The sequence below is a fragment of the Aquabacterium sp. genome (genome assembly GCF_030652515.1).
In the GTDB taxonomy this organism is placed as follows: domain Bacteria; phylum Pseudomonadota; class Gammaproteobacteria; order Burkholderiales; family Burkholderiaceae_C; genus Aquabacterium.
The window spans coordinates 17,566-33,365 of sequence record NZ_JAUSAR010000079.1 but is presented as its reverse complement, the minus strand read 5'-3'; the positions used below and the strand labels follow the sequence as shown (position 1 = coordinate 33,365).

At 63.7% G+C, this 15,800-nt stretch carries 20 protein-coding genes; 16 read left to right on the top strand and 4 right to left on the bottom strand.

The window, feature by feature from the left end; translation table 11 throughout:
* Positions 1-18: 18 nt before the first annotated feature.
* From Q7V20_RS10045 to Q7V20_RS10030, 4 genes are all read left to right on the top strand, one after another.
* Complete coding sequence (locus Q7V20_RS10045; protein WP_304790057.1) at positions 19-693, top strand: helix-turn-helix transcriptional regulator; 675 nt, start codon at positions 19-21, stop codon at positions 691-693.
* 46 nt (positions 694-739) lie between these two features.
* Positions 740-1,207 (top strand): DUF1353 domain-containing protein, encoded by a 468-nt coding sequence (locus Q7V20_RS10040; RefSeq protein ID WP_304790055.1) that lies wholly within the window; start codon positions 740-742, stop codon positions 1,205-1,207.
* 84 nt (positions 1,208-1,291) lie between these two features.
* Complete coding sequence (locus Q7V20_RS10035) at positions 1,292-2,770, top strand: FAD-dependent oxidoreductase (protein WP_304790053.1); 1,479 nt, start codon at positions 1,292-1,294, stop codon at positions 2,768-2,770.
* Complete coding sequence (locus Q7V20_RS10030) at positions 2,767-3,909, top strand: NAD(P)/FAD-dependent oxidoreductase (RefSeq protein ID WP_304790050.1); 1,143 nt, start codon at positions 2,767-2,769, stop codon at positions 3,907-3,909. Before Q7V20_RS10035 ends, Q7V20_RS10030 begins: the two co-directional genes overlap by 4 nt.
* A 13-nt stretch (positions 3,910-3,922) precedes the next feature.
* On the opposite strand, the gene Q7V20_RS10025 is transcribed toward Q7V20_RS10030, so the two are convergent.
* Complete coding sequence (locus Q7V20_RS10025) at positions 3,923-4,138, bottom strand: hypothetical protein (RefSeq protein WP_304790048.1); 216 nt, start codon at positions 4,136-4,138, stop codon at positions 3,923-3,925.
* A 190-nt stretch (positions 4,139-4,328) separates the two neighbouring features.
* Between Q7V20_RS10025 and Q7V20_RS10020 the strand changes: the two genes are divergently transcribed.
* On the top strand, positions 4,329-4,856 hold the full coding sequence (locus Q7V20_RS10020; RefSeq protein ID WP_304790045.1) for a hypothetical protein: 528 nt from the start codon (positions 4,329-4,331) through the stop codon (positions 4,854-4,856).
* Between the two features lie 19 nt (positions 4,857-4,875).
* Here the strand turns inward: Q7V20_RS10020 and Q7V20_RS10015 are convergent, their stop codons facing one another.
* Both Q7V20_RS10015 and Q7V20_RS10010 read right to left on the bottom strand, forming a co-directional pair.
* Positions 4,876-5,343 (bottom strand): hypothetical protein, encoded by a 468-nt coding sequence (locus Q7V20_RS10015; RefSeq protein WP_304790043.1) that lies wholly within the window; start codon positions 5,341-5,343, stop codon positions 4,876-4,878.
* Between the two features lie 173 nt (positions 5,344-5,516).
* Positions 5,517-6,239: a ComF family protein gene (locus Q7V20_RS10010; protein WP_304790041.1), complete on the bottom strand. Its 723-nt coding sequence runs from the start codon at positions 6,237-6,239 to the stop codon at positions 5,517-5,519.
* A gap of 74 nt (positions 6,240-6,313) precedes the next feature.
* On the opposite strand from Q7V20_RS10010, the gene Q7V20_RS10005 reads away from it, so the two are divergent.
* The 8 genes from Q7V20_RS10005 (at position 6,314) to Q7V20_RS09970 (ending at position 12,855) form a co-directional block, all read left to right on the top strand.
* Positions 6,314-7,246, top strand: coding sequence for a biotin synthase (locus Q7V20_RS10005; protein WP_304790038.1), 933 nt, complete (start codon positions 6,314-6,316; stop codon positions 7,244-7,246).
* Between the two features lie 190 nt (positions 7,247-7,436).
* On the top strand, positions 7,437-7,991 hold the full coding sequence (locus Q7V20_RS10000; protein WP_304790035.1) for a DUF2244 domain-containing protein: 555 nt from the start codon (positions 7,437-7,439) through the stop codon (positions 7,989-7,991).
* Between the two features lie 122 nt (positions 7,992-8,113).
* Positions 8,114-9,289, top strand: coding sequence for a cytochrome c oxidase subunit II (coxB, locus tag Q7V20_RS09995; protein WP_370652441.1), 1,176 nt, complete (start codon positions 8,114-8,116; stop codon positions 9,287-9,289).
* A 38-nt stretch (positions 9,290-9,327) separates the two neighbouring features.
* Complete coding sequence (ctaD, locus tag Q7V20_RS09990; RefSeq protein WP_304790032.1) at positions 9,328-10,953, top strand: cytochrome c oxidase subunit I; 1,626 nt, start codon at positions 9,328-9,330, stop codon at positions 10,951-10,953.
* 13 nt (positions 10,954-10,966) lie between these two features.
* A complete protein-coding gene (locus Q7V20_RS09985) occupies positions 10,967-11,098 on the top strand; it encodes a cytochrome oxidase small assembly protein (RefSeq protein ID WP_370652440.1) in 132 nt (43 codons plus the stop codon).
* A gap of 6 nt (positions 11,099-11,104) precedes the next feature.
* A complete protein-coding gene (locus tag Q7V20_RS09980) occupies positions 11,105-11,710 on the top strand; it encodes a cytochrome c oxidase assembly protein (protein ID WP_370652439.1) in 606 nt (201 codons plus the stop codon).
* A complete protein-coding gene (locus Q7V20_RS09975; protein ID WP_304790029.1) occupies positions 11,707-11,922 on the top strand; it encodes a DUF2970 domain-containing protein in 216 nt (71 codons plus the stop codon). Before Q7V20_RS09980 ends, Q7V20_RS09975 begins: the two co-directional genes overlap by 4 nt.
* 48 nt (positions 11,923-11,970) lie before the next feature.
* Entirely contained in the window at positions 11,971-12,855 is an 885-nt protein-coding gene (locus Q7V20_RS09970) for a cytochrome c oxidase subunit 3 (RefSeq protein ID WP_304790026.1), read from the top strand.
* A 71-nt stretch (positions 12,856-12,926) separates the two neighbouring features.
* Here the strand turns inward: Q7V20_RS09970 and Q7V20_RS09965 are convergent, their stop codons facing one another.
* Positions 12,927-13,142 carry a DUF2909 domain-containing protein gene (locus Q7V20_RS09965; RefSeq protein WP_304790023.1) on the bottom strand — a complete coding sequence of 72 codons (216 nt, stop codon included), beginning with the start codon at positions 13,140-13,142 and terminating at the stop codon, positions 12,927-12,929.
* A gap of 42 nt (positions 13,143-13,184) precedes the next feature.
* Between Q7V20_RS09965 and Q7V20_RS09960 the strand changes: the two genes are divergently transcribed.
* The 3 genes from Q7V20_RS09960 to Q7V20_RS09950 are packed head-to-tail and all read left to right on the top strand — an operon-like array spanning position 13,185 to position 15,789.
* Positions 13,185-13,982, top strand: a complete 798-nt coding sequence (locus Q7V20_RS09960) for an SURF1 family protein (RefSeq protein ID WP_304790020.1) — start codon at positions 13,185-13,187, stop codon at positions 13,980-13,982.
* Positions 13,936-14,640 carry a hypothetical protein gene (locus Q7V20_RS09955; RefSeq protein WP_304790018.1) on the top strand — a complete coding sequence of 235 codons (705 nt, stop codon included), beginning with the start codon at positions 13,936-13,938 and terminating at the stop codon, positions 14,638-14,640. The genes Q7V20_RS09960 and Q7V20_RS09955 overlap by 47 nt, the downstream gene beginning before the upstream one ends.
* 18 nt (positions 14,641-14,658) lie before the next feature.
* On the top strand, positions 14,659-15,789 hold the full coding sequence (locus Q7V20_RS09950) for a heme A synthase (RefSeq protein WP_304790016.1): 1,131 nt from the start codon (positions 14,659-14,661) through the stop codon (positions 15,787-15,789).
* Positions 15,790-15,800: the final 11 nt, after the last annotated feature.

Genomic DNA, 15,800 nt, shown 5'->3' with positions numbered 1-15,800 from the left:
CCGCTTCTTGGGGCTTTCATGAACGAGTCTTTGCATGCGCTATCGGGTGTGGCGGCGGCCACCAGTCGGCTGCTGCCGGTGCCTGCGATGGATGCCCTCATGGAGTGCGTCCTTGAAGAAATCGACTATGGCGTGATGTTGGTGACGGCCAATGCCCGCATCTGCCATGCCAACCACCGGGCGCTGCGGGAGTGCGGTGCAAGCCGCCCCATGCAGGTGCAGGGCGGGCATGTCGCACCACGCAAAGCCCTCGATCGAGAGCCATTCTTCAGGGCACTGGCAGCGGCCGGCCGCGGAAGGCGCGCCATGTTTTCACTCCAGTTCGAGGGCGCTACTTTGTCTTTGGCCGTGGTGCCTTTGCCCGCATCGCCGAGTGAAGCCGGTGAGCCGAAAGTGCTCTTGCTGCTGGGGAAGACTCAGGCCTGCGAGCCACTGAGCATTGATTTTTTTGCCATGGCCAACCGGCTGACCACCGCCGAGACCGTGGTGCTGAAGGGCTTGTGTCTGGGCCTTCGCCCTGCCGCCATCGCCCAACAATCCGGCGTGGCCATCTCGACCGTGAGAACTCAGATTTCATGCGTGCGGGTCAAGACCAATGCGTCGAGCATTGCAGACTTGGTGCGCATGGTGACCATCCTGCCCCCCGTGGTGCCCGCGCTGAACCGGATGGATGCCGCGATGGCGTGCGCCTAGTTCCTTGGCCTGATGCCCTGACCTGCGAACAAGAAGGAGACCCACCATGACCCAGTGCCATTTTGAAGGTGAAGTGCGTACCGAGTGGCTGATGCAAAGCGGGCCAGACCGGCGGATGCGGCTGTTGGAGGATTTTGCTTTCGTCGACTCCAAAGGTCATCGTTGGTTGGCCTCGGCTGGCAGGGTGGTCGATGGATCCAGCATCCCGCGCATGCTGTGGGCGTTGGCAGGCAGTCCTTACACCGGCAACCATCGCCGCGCCAGCGTGCTGCACGAGGTGGCTTGCGATGAGCGTGCGCGGCCCTCGAAAGACGTGCACCGCATGTTCTACGACGCCATGGTGTGTGACGGTGTGGATCAGCACGAGGCGATGGAGTTTTATGCGGCCGTGCGTCTGTTCGGCCCGGATTGGGCCCTGGACGAACCATTCTCCAATTTTGCGGATGCGCAAGCACGGCCCATGCGCGGCATTGATGACATCGAGGTGGCACTGGATCTTTTGCTTGGCGAATGAGCCAAGTGTGAGCAGGGTTTCCATCGATGGTGCGTGCTCAGCCATTGCCAATAATAAAAACAGTGTATTTTTTCTGAGCATGCCATGACCCAACCCACCATCCACCGCCGCAACGTCCTGGCCGCCCTCACGGCTTCGGCCGCCTCCACCCTGATGACGGGCGGGCAGGCCCAGGCCGCCACCGGCCCCACTGCCAGCGGCGACTACAACACCGACGTGGTCATCATTGGTGGCGGCTACTCCGGCCTGGCCTGCGCCCGTGCGCTGGTGGCCGCTGGTCGCCAGGTGCTTTTGCTCGAAGCCCGTGACCGCGTGGGCGGACGCTGCTGGAACCAGAACCTGCCCGCTCCCTTCAGCAATTACGTGGTCGAGGGTGGCGCGGCCTTCATCGGCCCCACGCAAGACCGCATGTACGCCTTGGTCCAGCAACTGGGCCTGAAAACCTATCCCGTCTACGACACCGGCAAGCTGATCAACTACGCCAACGGCAAGCGCAGCACTTATACCGGCGTGTTGCCCTGGTCCAACCTGCTGGCCACCGGCGAGACGGCGATCACCATGCTCAAGATCGACGCCATGGCCAAACAGGTGCCGCTCGATGCCCCGTGGACCGCCGCCAAGGCCGCCGAGTGGGACTCGCAAAGCATGCAGACCTGGATGGACCGCAACCTGCTCACGGCCGATGCCAAGAACCTGCTGCGTCTGTGTGTGCTGTCCCTGGTGTCGACCGAGCCGCGCGACATCTCCTTCCTGTACATGCTGCACTACGTCCACTCGGGCGGTGGCCTCACCAGCCTGCTCAGCACGCAAGGTGGCGCACAGCAGGACCGCATCGTGGGTGGATCGCAATCCATCGCGCTGGGCATGGCCCGCCAGTTGAGCGGCCGCATCCTCTTCCGTGCTGCGGCCCACTCGGTCAAGCAGGATGGCGGCGGCATCGCGGTGTCGGGCGATGGCTTCACCGTGCGGGCTCAGCGGGCTGTCGTGGCCATGTCGCCCTGGATGGCCTCGCGCCTGAGCTACGAGCCGCTTGATGGCCCCACCCAGGTGCGCCTGCAGATGATGCAGCGCGTGCCCATGGGATCGGCCTGGAAGGTGCACGTGGTGTACGACCGCCCCTTCTGGCGTGACGAGGGCCTAAGCGGCCAGGTCACCAGCGATGCCTTCCTGCCCAAGATCGTGTTCGACACCACCCAGCCCACGGCTGGCGCGCCTGGCGTGATCATGGCCTTCATCGATGGCCAGGATGCGCGCGACGCCGCCTTGATGACACCGGCGGTGCGCAAGGCCAAGGTGCTTCAGGCCCTGGCCGTGTTCTTCGGCCCCAAGGCCGCCACGCCGCTGGCCTACATGGAGAACAACTGGCAGGCCGAGAACTTCAGCGGTGGTGCGCCCACCGGCGTCTTCCCGCCTGGTGTGTTGACTGGCTTCGGCCCCAGCCTGCGCGCCCCCTGCGGCAAGCTGCACTGGGCAGGCACCGAAACCTCGTCCATCTGGACTGGGTACATGGAAGGTGCGGTGCGCTCCGGTGAACGGGTGGCCCAGGAGATCCTGAACACATGAGCTCGTCGGTCCAGGCCTCGCCCGTCATCGTGGTGGGCGCCGGCCCGGCGGGTCTGGCCATGGCGGCCTGCCTGCAAAAAGAGAAGGTGCCCTGCATCGTGCTGGAGCAGCACGACCACGTGGGCTCGTCCTGGGTGGGCCACTATCACCGCCTGCACCTGCACACCGACAAGGCCCACTCGGCTTTACCCTTCTTTGACTTCCCCAAGTCCTACCCGCGCTACCCCTCGCGCCAGCAGGTGGTGGACTACCTGAACGCCTACACGCGGCACCACCAGATCCAGCCTTTTTATGGGCAGAAGATCGTCCGCGCGTGCCAAAGCGACAACGGCTGGGAAGTCCATTCGCAGGACACCGTGTACCGTGCGCGTTCGCTGGTCGTGGCCGCTGGCTACAACCGCGAGCCACAACGCCCCACCTGGCCGGGCATGGGCACTTTTCAAGGCCAGATCCTGCACAGTTCGGCCTATGCCAACGGCGTCGCTTTCAAGGGCCAACGCGTGCTGGTGGTCGGCCTGGGCAACTCGGGCGGCGAGATCGCCATCGATCTTCACGAGCATGGCGCGCAGCCCACCCTGGCGGTGCGCAGCCCCGTCAACGTCATCCGGCGCGAGGTGTTCGGCATCCCATTCCTGACCATCGGCATCCTGCAGAAAGGTTTGCCGCCCCAACTGGCCGATGCCTTGAACGCCCCGGTGATGCGCTTGCTCACCGGCGACTTGTCCAAGTACGGATTGCGTCAGCCCGCTGAAGGCCCGGTCACGCAGATTCGCAAGCACGGGCGCGTGCCCTTCATCGATGTGGGCACCATCGCCTTGATCAAGCAGGGCCTGGTCCAGGTCCGGCCGGGCATTGAGCGCTTCACCGAGCAGGGTGTGGTCTTCAGCGATGGCCGCGCCGAGGCCTTTGATGCCGTGGTGCTCGCCACGGGCTACCGGCCCAATGTCCAGTCATGGCTGGAGGCTGGCGAGGGTGTGTTCGGCGAAGGTGGGTTGCCTGTGCTCAGCGGCCAGGCCTTGAGCCAGGCTCGCGGCTTGTACTTCTGTGGCTACTACGTCTCGCCCACCGGCATGCTGCGTGAAATCGCCCAGGAGGCGCAGCAGCTTGGGCAACTGATCGCCCGATCGCACAAGCAATAGCCCAGCCGGTCATTCACTCGGCAGAACGGTCCAGGGTGCGGCCCATGAAGCGCTGCACCCGCTGCTTGATCAAAGGCGCGCTGAGCATCAGCCCGGCGGAGGCGCAGGCGGCCATGGGCACCAGGGAATCAAAGTAGTCCATCAGGCAGGCGCCCAGCATGATGAAACCCAGGCCCAGGAAGTACAAGGGCACTGCATGACCTTGGGTAGATGCTGCATTGGTCGGCATTTTTTACCATCGCTTTCAGAAGAAGGCGACTTGGTGGGTTTCGACCGCCTTGCCGTGATTTTGGGTGGTCTGCCGCCACCCTGATCGGGGCAGATGAGGCCGTTGGCGAGGTCTATTGGTGCATTTCAGGCGCGTGGGCTCGCCATTTGCCAGACATGAGGTGTCAATAACTCAACGCTGAGGAGCCACCATGGCCAACACCAACACCCCTTACGTCACCGGTCTGTTCAAGGACCGCGACAGCGCAGAACGCGCTTACCAATCACTGTCCGAGCGTGGCTACACCAAGGACGACGTGAATTTAGTGATGTCTGACGACACGCGCAGTCGCCATTTCTCAACCTCCACCGTGCGCGAAACCGAGTTGGGCAGCAAGGCCGCAGAGGGCGCGAGCATCGGCGGGGCCATTGGCGGCACCGTGGGTGCCATCGCGGCAGCGGTCGCAGCCATCGGGACGACGCTGCTCATCCCAGGTTTGGGTGTGGTGGTGGCCGGGCCTCTGGCAGCCGCTTTGGCTGGCGCGGGTGCGGGTGCGGCCGGTGGCGGCTTGATCGGTGCCCTGATTGGCTTGGGCATCCCTGAAGAGCGGGTCAAGAAGTACGAGGCCGGTATCAAGGACGGCGGCATCCTGATGGGCGTGAAGCCTCGTTCGGATGACGATGCTGTTCACATCGAGCAAAGCTGGAAAAGCTACAACGGCGAGCAGATCTACCGCTGAAAAGCTTCGAGGTCTCCTCTCAAGGAGACTTGGTGACCGAGGATTGGGGCCATTGGGCCCTGACCTCATCCAGCAACTCCTTGCAAAGTTGTTGCTCATCGGGGTCGGCAATGTCCGCGCGGTTGCAGGGCGTTGCCGACAGTTTGCTCAAAGATGCATCACGATCCTTGATGTAGAGCATTTCCAGCACGCTGGCTCCACCCGCTTCCAGGATGGCTTTTGGCGTGCCGTGAACTTCCCAGTAGGTGATCTGGCCATTGGGGCCCTGGCAGTACCAATAAGCCGCCAGTCCGTGATTGGAGGCGAGGAACAGGCTGGGCCTGTCCGTGTGCCGCGCAATGGGCTGCCCAATCGGGGTGCTGGACAAAGCCAGGGCCGCAGGCAGGCAGTCGGGTTGAGCCGCATGCGATGCACTGGCGGCCACCGCAAGGATCGAGAAGATGACGGCGCGCATGGGAGGGGCTTCCTGGTGGATCAATGACAACATCGCTGCAACTCATGTGAGCGCAGTGCCGTGCATGACAGGGCAACCAGCGTGCCCACCTCCCGTTACATCAAGAAATCACTTCAAAAATACCAACGGACAATTGAATCTAACTTTGTTCAAGCCATGGTTCAAGCCCATGCGCACGTCCCATTCGCGCCAAAGGGCGATTCGGCTCATGCTCCCGGCGCGGGTGTCCGGGCCACCACCCACACTGACACGCTGCGCACACCTGCGGCCTGCAAGGTCCGCGTCACCTCATCGACCGTGGCGCCGGTGGTCAGCACGTCATCGACCAGCGCCACACGGCGCCCGGCCAAGGCGCGGCGACAGGCTGTGTTGACCTCGAATGCCCCCCGGATCTGATTTCGGCGATCGTCCGCCTCCAGGGTCATCATCCGGGGCGTGTCTTTCACGCGGCGCAAGGCCTGCGGCAGGGTGGGGATGCTCGTCAGGCTGGACAAGTGCCGGGCCAGTTGCCACGACTGGTTGTAACCACGTTCGCGCAAACGCGGCGCCGACAAGGGGGTGGGGATGATCCATTGAGGCCGGGCCCGAGGCGGCAGTGCGTTCATCTGGGTCGCCATCAAGGTGGCCAAAGGCCTGGCCAGCGCCACATCGCCCTGGAATTTGAACCGTGCGATCAGCTCGCGCCAAGGCGAGGTGTAGTCCACGGCGGCCATCGCACGGTCAAACTCCGGCGGATAGTCTTCACAAGCCGCGCAGTCGGGCTGGCTGACGTTCAATGCCAAGGCGCAGCGCTGGCAGCGCAGGCGCGGTGGGGCGAACGCCAAGAGGCAGTGGTGGCAGATGGCTTGCCATTGCGCCCGCTGGCACACCAGACACAGCCCGGGCCATGGCAAGCGCCAGCGACGAGAAGAGCCGGGCAAAGAATGCATCCAGTCAATATACTGAGCGCCCCGCCCGCAGGCCATCGCCCAGTGGAGGGGCTTTTGCTGTCACCTGGTGCCCCATGTCCGCCCCTTTGCCCAATCCCGTCGCGCCTCAATCCCAGGCTTTGCTGCATCAGGCGCGCCGCCTGGCGGGCCTGCCTGAGGCACCTTGGCTTTACAAGGAAGTGGCTCGCCGACTGGCCTCCAAGCTGGACATCATCCTCTTGCAGCCTTTGCAGTGGCTGGATTGGGGGGGCTTTCTGGGTGGCGGATTGGCCGAAGTGCAAGCCCGCTATCCGCAAGCTCAGCGCTGGGTGATGGAGCCCGTGCCCGAATTGCAGCAACGCAGCCGTGAGCAATGGCAGGCTCAGGCGCCCAGGGTCTGGTGGGCCCCCTGGCGCCGCGAGATTGACCCGGTCGTGATGGCAAGTTCCACCGGGCCTGCTCCATGGTCCGCGCAGGGCGTCCAGATGTTGTGGGCCAACATGGCGCTGCACGCCCACCCGGACCTGCCTCAATTGATGAAGCAATGGCATCAGGCCCTGGCCGTGGACGGCTTCCTGATGTGCTCCGGCCTGGGGCCCGACACCGCCCGTGAGCTGCGCCAGATCTACCGTGAGCTGGGCTGGCCCTTGCCCACCATCAGCTTCATCGACATGCACGACCTGGGCGATGCCCTGGTTGAAGCCGGTTTTGCCGATCCGGTCATGGACATGGAGCAAATCACCCTGACCTGGGCCAGCGCCGAAGAGATGCTGGCCGAATGGCGCACCTGGGGCGGCAATGTGGCGCATGGCCGAATCGCAGGTTTGCGGACACCGCGCTGGCGAGCGCGCTTGCTCAAGGCGCTCACCCAGGGTTTGATGCGCCCCGATGGCCGCCTGGGCCTCACGATCGAGCTGGTGTACGGCCACGCGGTCAAGCCTGCCCCCCGCCCGCCACTTGCGGCCGAGACCCGGGTATCCCTGGATGACATGAAAGCGATGATCCGGCGCGGCTCGCCCAAAACCTGAACGTTGCGAATCCCGCAAAATCACGGGTTAGCCATAGCAAAAGTAAATTCCCGGCGAGTTGAGATAGCGACAGACCCCGGCTAAAATGGTTCGATCATTGAGGCCGGCCCACGAAGCTGACCTTTTTCCGGGTGTATCGCCCGTTTCCGCCCTTTGTGGCCTTGGAGTCGTGGCGTCAATGCCTGCCACCTTGTCCCCAGTCCCCCTGATGTCCTCAGCCGCCCTGCGCTTTGGGGTGTGGCGCCCTTTGCTGAATCTGGTGCAGGGTGCGGCGTCCATGGCGGCGCCCGATGCCTCCGGCTGGCGGGTCGAATGGCTCCTTCAACGTGATGGCGCGCTCAGCGCCCGTCAGGTGTGGTCGGTGTACGCCGCGCTCTGCCTGGTGTCGGTCGGCCTGGCGGGTGGATTCTGGTATTTCGGGGCAGCCTTCGTGCTGCCCTTTGCATTCATGGAAATGCTGGCGGTCATGGCCGCGGTGCTGATGTATTCCCGCCATGCCGCCGATCGCGAGTACATTGCGATGCGCCCCAATTTGCTGCGGGTCGAGCGCCGAAGCGGTGGTCGCACCAACTGTGTCGAATTCAACCCGCGCTGGGTGCGCGTCGAGCCCGATCGGGACGACGGCTCCCTGGTGCGTTTGTCCGGGCAAGGTCGCAGCGTGGTGGTGGGTGAATTCGTTCAGCGCCAGCACCGGCGCCAACTGGCGGACGAGTTCCGCTGGGCGCTCAAGCACCTGGAGGACTGAGGCGCCTGACCGTGACCATGTGTCGCGTTCCTGCGCCAGGCAGCTCCCTCGCAAACAGACCTCTCAAACAACAAGTTCAACCATAGACGAGCGAAGAAATGATCAAGGATCTTGGGCATCAGGTGAGTCGGTGGTCCGCAGGACGGGCGGTCGGTTGTGCGGTCGGCGGTGCTGTGGCGCTGGCGTCTTTGGCGGCCAGTTCCGCGGCTTGGGCTGTCAACGACCTGCCAGGCGGCCCCGCGGTCAATCAGCTGGACATGCATCCCGCGGTCACCAAAATCGCCCTGGAGCAGCAAAACCTGCACTATCTGCTGCTGTGGATCTGCACCATCATCTTCGTCGCAGTGTTTGGGGTGATGTTCTATTCCATCTTCAAGCACCGCAAGTCCAAGGGCGCCAAGTCTGCCGATTTCCACGAATCGACCACGGTTGAAATCATCTGGACGGTGATCCCCTTCATCATCGTGATCGGCATGGCCCTGCCTGCCACCAAGGTGGTCGTGGCCCAGAAAGACACCACCAACGCCGACCTGACCATCAAGGCCACCGGCTACCAATGGAAATGGGGTTACGACTACCTCCGGGGCGAGGGTGAGGGCATTGGTTTCCTGTCCACACTCGATGCTTCGCAGCGTGCGCTGTCCGATGCCGGTACGCCTCAAGGTGACAACTACCTGCTGAAGGTCGACAACGCTCTGGTGGTACCCGTCAACAAAAAAGTGCGCATCATCACCACCGCCAACGACGTGATCCATTCCTTCATGGTGCCGGCCTTCGGCATCAAGCAGGACGCCATCCCCGGCTTCGTGCGCGACACCTGGTTCCGCGCTGAAAAAATCGGCGACTACTACGGCCAGTGCGTCGAGCTGTGCGGCAAGGAACACGCCTACATGCCTATCCACGTGAAGGTCGTCTCCGAAGCCGACTACAGCGTCTGGGTGCAAGGCCAGCTCAAGGAAATGCAGGCCAAGGCCGACGATCCCAACAAGGTCTGGACGCAGGATGAGTTGATCGCCCGTGGCGAAAAGGTCTACACCGCCAACTGTGCCGCCTGCCACTTGCCCAATGGCAAGGGCGGTGGTGCGATCAAGCCGCTGGACGGCGCGGCCGTCGTGCTCAATGCCGACAAGAGCCTGGAGATCAAGGTGTTGCTCAATGGGCAGAACAACATCATGCCCGCCTGGAAGCAACTCTCCGACACGGAGATCGCTGCGGTCATCACCTACACCAAGAATCATTGGTCCAACAAGACCGGGCAGGTCGTGCAGCCTGCTGAAGTGCGCACTGCCCGTCAGTGACGCGGCGCTGACCTGACAAGATACGTAAAGGATTCGACATGAGCGCAGTCATTGATCACGGCGGTCACGCCCACGGGCACGACGATCACGCCCACGACCACCCCCACGGCTGGCGCCGCTGGGTGTTCGCCACCAACCACAAGGACATCGGAACGCTCTACCTGCTGTTCTCGTTGACCATGCTGATGATCGGCGGCGTGCTGGCCCTGTGCATCCGCGCCGAGCTGTTCAAGCCAGGTCTGCAGTTGTTCAACCCCGAGCTGTTCAACCAGTTCACCACCATGCACGGCATCATCATGGTGTTCGGCGCGATCATGCCGGCCTTCGTGGGCATGGCCAACTGGATGATCCCGCTGCAGATTGGCGCCTCCGACATGGCCTTCGCGCGGATGAACAACTTCAGCTTCTGGCTGTTGATTCCCGCTTCACTGCTGCTGGTTGGCTCTTTCTTCATGCCCGGCGGCGCACCCGCCGCGGGCTGGACGCTGTACGCACCGCTGACCCTGCAGATGGGCCCCTCGATGGACGCTGGTATTTTCGCCATGCACATCATGGGTGCCAGTTCGGTCATGGGCTCGATCAACATCATCGTCACCATCCTGAACATGCGCGCTCCCGGCATGACCTTGATGAAGATGCCCATGTTCTCGTGGACCTGGCTGATCACGGCCTACCTGCTGATCGCCGTGATGCCCGTGCTGGCCGGCGCCATCACCATGACGCTGACCGACCGCCACTTCGGCACCAGCTTCTTCAACCCCGCTGGCGGCGGCGATCCGGTGATGTACCAGCACATCTTCTGGTTCTTCGGCCACCCCGAGGTCTACATCATGATCTTGCCCGCCTTCGGCATCGTCAGCCAGATCATCCCGGCCTTTGCCCGCAAGAAGCTGTTCGGCTACGAGTCCATGGTGTATGCCACGGCCTCCATCGCCATCCTGAGCTTCATCGTGTGGGCCCACCACATGTTCGCCACCGGCATGCCGGTCACTGGCCAGCTGTTCTTCATGTACGCCACCATGCTGATCTCGGTCCCCACGGGCGTGAAGATCTTCAACTGGGTGGCCACCATGTGGCGCGGCTCCATGACCTTTGAAGCACCGATGGTATGGGCCGTGGGCTTCATCTTCGTGTTCACGATGGGCGGCTTCACCGGCCTGATCTTGTCGATGGCCCCGATCGACACGCAACTGCAAGACACGTATTACGTGGTGGCCCACTTCCACTACGTGCTGGTGGCGGGCTCGCTGTTCGCGCTGTTCGCAGGCTTCTACTACTGGGCCCCCAAGTGGACCGGCGTGATGATCCCCGACTGGAAGGGCCAACTGCACTTCTGGTGGTCGCTGATCGCCTTCAACGTCACCTTCTTCCCGATGCACTTCCTGGGTCTGGCGGGCATGCCGCGTCGTTACGCCGACTACCCCATGCAGTTCGCCGATTTCAACGAGATCGCATCCATCGGCTCCTTCGCCTTCGGCCTGGCGCAGGTGTACTTCATCTTTGGCGTGATGATCCCTGCCATGCGTGGCAAGGGCGTGCCAGCCCCGGCCCGCCCCTGGGAAGGTGCCGAGGGCCTGGAATGGGAAATCCCCTCGCCAGCACCTTTCCACACCTTCGAGAATCCGCCCAAGCTGGATCCCACGGCTACCCGTGTGATTGGCTGAGCAGGTGATCAAGATGACCCGGCCCACCACTGACAGCCAGAAAGCCATGCGCTCGCGCAACCTGCGCCTGGGATTGATCCTGGGCTCGGTGGCCCTGGTCTTTTTCGTGGGCTTCATCACGCGGCTGGTTTTGCTCAAGCACTGACGCACCATGAGCGCCACGCCCGCCACCCTGTCTGCCCGGATGCTGCATCTGCGCCAAGCCAATCTGGGCATGGTGGGCAAGCTGGTGGTGGTGACCTGCCTCATGTTCGCCTTTGGCTACGCCATGGTGCCCATGTACAAGTCGATCTGCAAAGCGCTGGGCATCAATGTGCTGTCCCTGACCGAGCAGGTGATCCCGGGTGCTTCGGCCAAGAGCCGTCCCAACACCCAGGTGGACACCAGCCGCACCATTTCGGTTGAGTTCGATGCCAATGCCCGGGGCGTGTGGGAGTTCAAGCCCGAGGTGAGTTCCATGCAGGTGCACCCGGGGCAGATGACCACGGTGATGTACGAGTTCCGCAACACGCAGAACCGCACCATGGCCGCGCAAGCGATCCCCAGTTACGCGCCCAAGCAGGCCACGGCGCATTTCAACAAATTGCAGTGCTTTTGCTTCAACGAGTACATCCTCAAGCCGGGCGAAACCAAACGCTGGCCGGTGGTGTTCGTGATCGATCCTCAGTTGCCCAAGGATGTGGCCACGATCACCTTGTCCTACACCTTCTTCGAGGTGGGTGGCAAGGTGCCTGCGGCGCCAAAGGGGGGCGTGTGAGCGCTCATCAGCCCAAGGGCTCCTTCACTCAAACGGTCAAAGCCGTGGCCTGGTCTTTCTTCGGCATTCGCAAGTCGTCCGGGCAGGCGCAAGACATTGCCCGGATCAAGCCCGCGCACCTGATCGTGGCCGGTTTGTTGGGCGGTGCGGTGTTCGTGGCGGTGCTGGTTTTGCTCGTGCGCTGGGTCGTGACGAGCGGCGTGGCGAGTTGATGGTTTTTGTCTTCCAATTTTTCAAGTAACGGTATCCAGGAGAACAACATGTCGGCAGCGGTTCCCAAAGGGCAAGCTCCCTACTACTTCGTGCCAGGCCCGTCGAGCCATCCCGTCATGGCCGCCATCGGCCTGTTCTTTGTCGCGTTGGGTGCTGGGCAGTGGGTCAATGGCGTGGAATGGGGGCCTTACTCGGTGGCCCTCGGCATGGCATGGTGGCTGTTCACGCTCAAGCGCTGGTTTGGCGATGCCATCCATGAAAGCGAGAGCGGCCAGTACAGCGACCGCATCGACGTGTCTTTCCGTTGGAGCATGGCCTGGTTCATCTTCTCGGAAGTGATGTTCTTCGCGTCCTTCTTCGGGGCCTTGTTCTGGGCCCGCGTGTATGCCTTGCCAGACCTGGGCAGCATCGAGAACGCGCTGCTGTGGCCCGACTTCAAGGCCTTGTGGCCCAGCGCTGTCGCGGGCGCCACCGCCTCGCCTGCTGGCACGGTGGAAGCCTTCCGCACCATGGGCCCCTGGCCCATCCCCACCATCAACACCGCCTTGCTGCTCACCTCAGGCGTCACCCTGACCATCGCCCACCACGCCCTGCGTGAAGACCACCGCGGCAAGACCATCGCCTTCATGTGGCTCACGGTGTTGCTGGGCACGGTGTTCCTGTGCTTCCAGGCCTACGAGTACTACGAGGCATACGTTCACTACAACCTGAAGCTGTCCTCGGGCATCTACGGGTCGACCTTCTTCATGCTGACGGGCTTCCACGGTTTCCACGTGCTGGTTGGCACGCTGATGCTGCTGTTCATCACCCTGCGTCTGCACAAGGGCCACTTCACGGCGCAACGCCATTTCGGTTTCGAAGGCGCCGCCTGGTATTGGCACTTCGTGGACGTGGTCTGGTTGGGTCTGTACATCGTGGTTTACTGGATGTAGGCAAGCCGCTGGGCCCCAAAAAAAGAGCGCCCAAGTGGCGCTCTTTTGACTTCAGGGCCGCTTGCTGCGGTTCACAACGGGATGCCCGTGGGTTGAATCCAACCCATCTTGTAGCTGATGAGGATGAACACGAACAAGCCCACGGACAGGGCCACGCGCAAGGCCAGGGCATGCAGCATGCGGTTGCTTTTAGGGGCGCCGTCACGGCCGTCCTTGAGCAGAGCCCGGCCGGCCAGGGCGAGCGCAACGATGATGGCCAGCAATGCAAAGGTGATGATGATTTTCATGGTGAGACATTATGTCGGTGGCGTGGCACGGATGAGGGGCCGATGAGCCCGCGTTGGCGCCGGGCCCTGGTTTTGGTGGCCGCCATGCTGGCGGTGGGGCTGACCGCGTCTCTGGGGCGCTGGCAACTGCACCGCGCAGACGAAAAACTCGCCCGGCAAGCGGCGGTGGCCGAGCGCGATGCCTTGCCCATTCTCGGCAATGAGGCCTTGCATTGTGACGCGCAGGCCGATGCCTTGCTGGTGAACCGCCGCGTGGTGCTGCGCGGCCAGTGGTTGCCTCAGCGCACCTGGTTGCTGGACAACCGTGCCATGGGTGGCCGGGCCGGGTTCTATGTCATCACCGCGATGCAACTCGAAGGCCCCGGGCCTTGTGCTGCGCAGCTGCTCTTGGTGCAACGCGGATGGGTGCCCCGCAACGCGCAAGACCGCGCCCAGATTCCGCCATTCCTGACCCCCGTGGGCCCTGTTCAACTGGTCGGGCGTGTGCTGCCTGAATTGTCCCGCTCCTACAGTTTGGGGGCCGACATGGCCTCACTGGCCGCGTCCAGCCCCCGCATCGTCCAGAATATCGACTTCGCGGCCGTGACGGCCCTGCTGGGCAAGGCGGTGACGGTGGCGCCCACCGTGGTGCTCCAGTTGCAGCCCGAGACATCGGCGTCTGGCCAGGCCTTTCCCCCCGACGCGTCGGGCTTTCCTTTGCGGCGCGATTGGCCTGCACCGGCCTCCGATGTCGGAAAACACCATGCTTACGCGGCTCAGTGGTTCGCCCTGGCCGCCTTGATCACAGGACTGTATGTCTGGTTCCAACTCCTCAGCCCCCTCCGCCGCCGAACGCGGTGACCCCCTGGTGCAAATGAGCGTGCACAGCTTGCCCTCGGCACCGCAGGCCGAGCAGGGGCAGCGCACGCGCCTTGGCCGGATCAAGATGCTGCTGGTGTGGGCCATCTGTGCCACGCCGGTGGTGGCCTCGTACCTGACCTATTACGTGATCCGGCCTGAGGGGCGCGCCAACTACGGCAGCCTGATCCTGCCCATGCGTGACATGCCCGCCGACGCGGCGTTGCCGCTCAAGGATCCGCAAAATCGGCCCGTGACCGCGTCTTCGCTCAAAGGGCAGTGGCTCCTGGTGACGGTGGCCGACGGCGCCTGTGATGCTGCCTGCGAGCAGCACCTGTACTGGCAGCGCCAGGTGCGCGAGACGCTGGGCCGGGACAAGGACCGGGTGGACCGCGTCTGGCTCATCACCGATGACGCACCGGTGCGCGATGCCATCAAGCCAGGCCTGGAGGGCACGACGGTGTTGCGCACATCCGCCGCTGAGCTGGCCAAGTGGCTCAGCCCCGAGGCGGGGCAGCCCTTGAGCGCCCATTTGTACCTGGTCGATCCCAACGGGGCCTGGATGATGCGTTTTCCGGCGCAGCCCGACATGAGCAAGGTCAAACGTGACCTCAGCCGCCTGATGAAGGCCAACGATTCCTGGGACGAGGCGGGCCGCTGAGGCGGGCTGGGGCACGACATGGGTGGTTGGATCGACTGGAACCCGGCGTTGGAGATCGCCCTGGTGGGCGCTTTGCTGGCGGTGTTGCCGCTGCTGTGGGTGGTGGTGAAAGGGCGCCGCGAGGGGCTGCAAGGCTGGCCCGCCTGGCAACGCGCCCTGACCCTGGCCACGCTTTTCCTGACCTTGGACCTCGTGGTGTTTGGCGCCTTCACGCGCCTGACGGATTCTGGCCTGGGTTGCCCGGATTGGCCGGGTTGCTATGGGCACAACAGCCCGGTGGGCGCCCGCTCGCTGATCGAAGAAGCGCAGGCCATCCTGCCCAGCGGCCCGGTCACGCATGGCAAGGCGTGGATCGAGATGATCCACCGTTACCTGGCCTCCGGCGTGGGTGCCTTGATCACGGGTTTGATGATCGCGGCCTGGTGGGGCCGCCACAAGCGGGGCAGCCTGTCGCCTTGGTGGCCCACGCTGACTTTCGTGTGGGTGTGCGCACAGGGCGCGTTCGGCGCCTTGACGGTCACGCTGAAGCTTTATCCGCTGGTGGTCACCGGGCATTTGCTGGGCGGCTTGCTGGGGGTGGGCTTGTTGACCGCGCAGGCGCGGGCGCTGGACCAGGTGAATCCCGCTGTGGCCCAGGCTTGGCGCCGCTCTTCGCTCAGGCACGGGGCCCTGTTGGTGCTGGCCCTGGCGGTGGTTCAGATGGCCTTGGGCGGTTGGGTCAGCACCAATTCGGCGGTGCTGGCCTGCAGCGAAGTGCCGCTGTGCCAGGGGCAATGGTGGCCCGACATGGATTTCGAAACCGGTTTTCGCCTGTTGCGCCCCTTGGGGGGTGATGGCCTGGGGGCGCACATCACCCTGGCGGGTTTGACCGCCATCCACATGGTTCACCGCCTGGCGGCTGTGTTGGTGTTGGCCGCCATGGTGGCACTGGCCTGGGGCTTGTGGCGGGCGCGCTGGTGGCGGCGCGAAGCCATGGGCCTGTGGGCCCTGGCGGCCTGGCAATTGATCACGGGGCTGAGCAATGTGGTGCTGGGCTGGCCGCTGGTGGCCGCCTTGGGCCACACCCTGGGCGCGGCCCTGCTGGTGTGGTGGTTGGTGCGTTTGCTGGTACAACCGCGCGGGGCCCTGATTTCTCCGCGCACCTCTTAAAATCGGGCCTG

Coding starts and splice junctions, on each gene's coding strand:
- Q7V20_RS10045 (WP_304790057.1), top strand. CDS start 19: ATGAACGAGTCTTTGCATGCGCTATCGGGTGTGGCGGCGGCCACCAGT.
- Q7V20_RS10040 (WP_304790055.1), top strand. CDS start 740: ATGACCCAGTGCCATTTTGAAGGTGAAGTGCGTACCGAGTGGCTGATG.
- Q7V20_RS10035 (WP_304790053.1), top strand. CDS start 1,292: ATGACCCAACCCACCATCCACCGCCGCAACGTCCTGGCCGCCCTCACG.
- Q7V20_RS10030 (WP_304790050.1), top strand. CDS start 2,767: ATGAGCTCGTCGGTCCAGGCCTCGCCCGTCATCGTGGTGGGCGCCGGC.
- Q7V20_RS10025 (WP_304790048.1), bottom strand. CDS start 4,138: ATGCCGACCAATGCAGCATCTACCCAAGGTCATGCAGTGCCCTTGTAC.
- Q7V20_RS10020 (WP_304790045.1), top strand. CDS start 4,329: ATGGCCAACACCAACACCCCTTACGTCACCGGTCTGTTCAAGGACCGC.
- Q7V20_RS10015 (WP_304790043.1), bottom strand. CDS start 5,343: ATGTTGTCATTGATCCACCAGGAAGCCCCTCCCATGCGCGCCGTCATC.
- Q7V20_RS10010 (WP_304790041.1), bottom strand. CDS start 6,239: ATGCATTCTTTGCCCGGCTCTTCTCGTCGCTGGCGCTTGCCATGGCCC.
- Q7V20_RS10005 (WP_304790038.1), top strand. CDS start 6,314: ATGTCCGCCCCTTTGCCCAATCCCGTCGCGCCTCAATCCCAGGCTTTG.
- ctaD (WP_304790032.1), top strand. CDS start 9,328: ATGAGCGCAGTCATTGATCACGGCGGTCACGCCCACGGGCACGACGAT.
- Q7V20_RS09985 (WP_370652440.1), top strand. CDS start 10,967: ATGACCCGGCCCACCACTGACAGCCAGAAAGCCATGCGCTCGCGCAAC.
- Q7V20_RS09980 (WP_370652439.1), top strand. CDS start 11,105: ATGAGCGCCACGCCCGCCACCCTGTCTGCCCGGATGCTGCATCTGCGC.
- Q7V20_RS09970 (WP_304790026.1), top strand. CDS start 11,971: ATGTCGGCAGCGGTTCCCAAAGGGCAAGCTCCCTACTACTTCGTGCCA.
- Q7V20_RS09965 (WP_304790023.1), bottom strand. CDS start 13,142: ATGAAAATCATCATCACCTTTGCATTGCTGGCCATCATCGTTGCGCTC.
- Q7V20_RS09960 (WP_304790020.1), top strand. CDS start 13,185: ATGAGCCCGCGTTGGCGCCGGGCCCTGGTTTTGGTGGCCGCCATGCTG.
- Q7V20_RS09955 (WP_304790018.1), top strand. CDS start 13,936: ATGTCTGGTTCCAACTCCTCAGCCCCCTCCGCCGCCGAACGCGGTGAC.
- Q7V20_RS09950 (WP_304790016.1), top strand. CDS start 14,659: ATGGGTGGTTGGATCGACTGGAACCCGGCGTTGGAGATCGCCCTGGTG.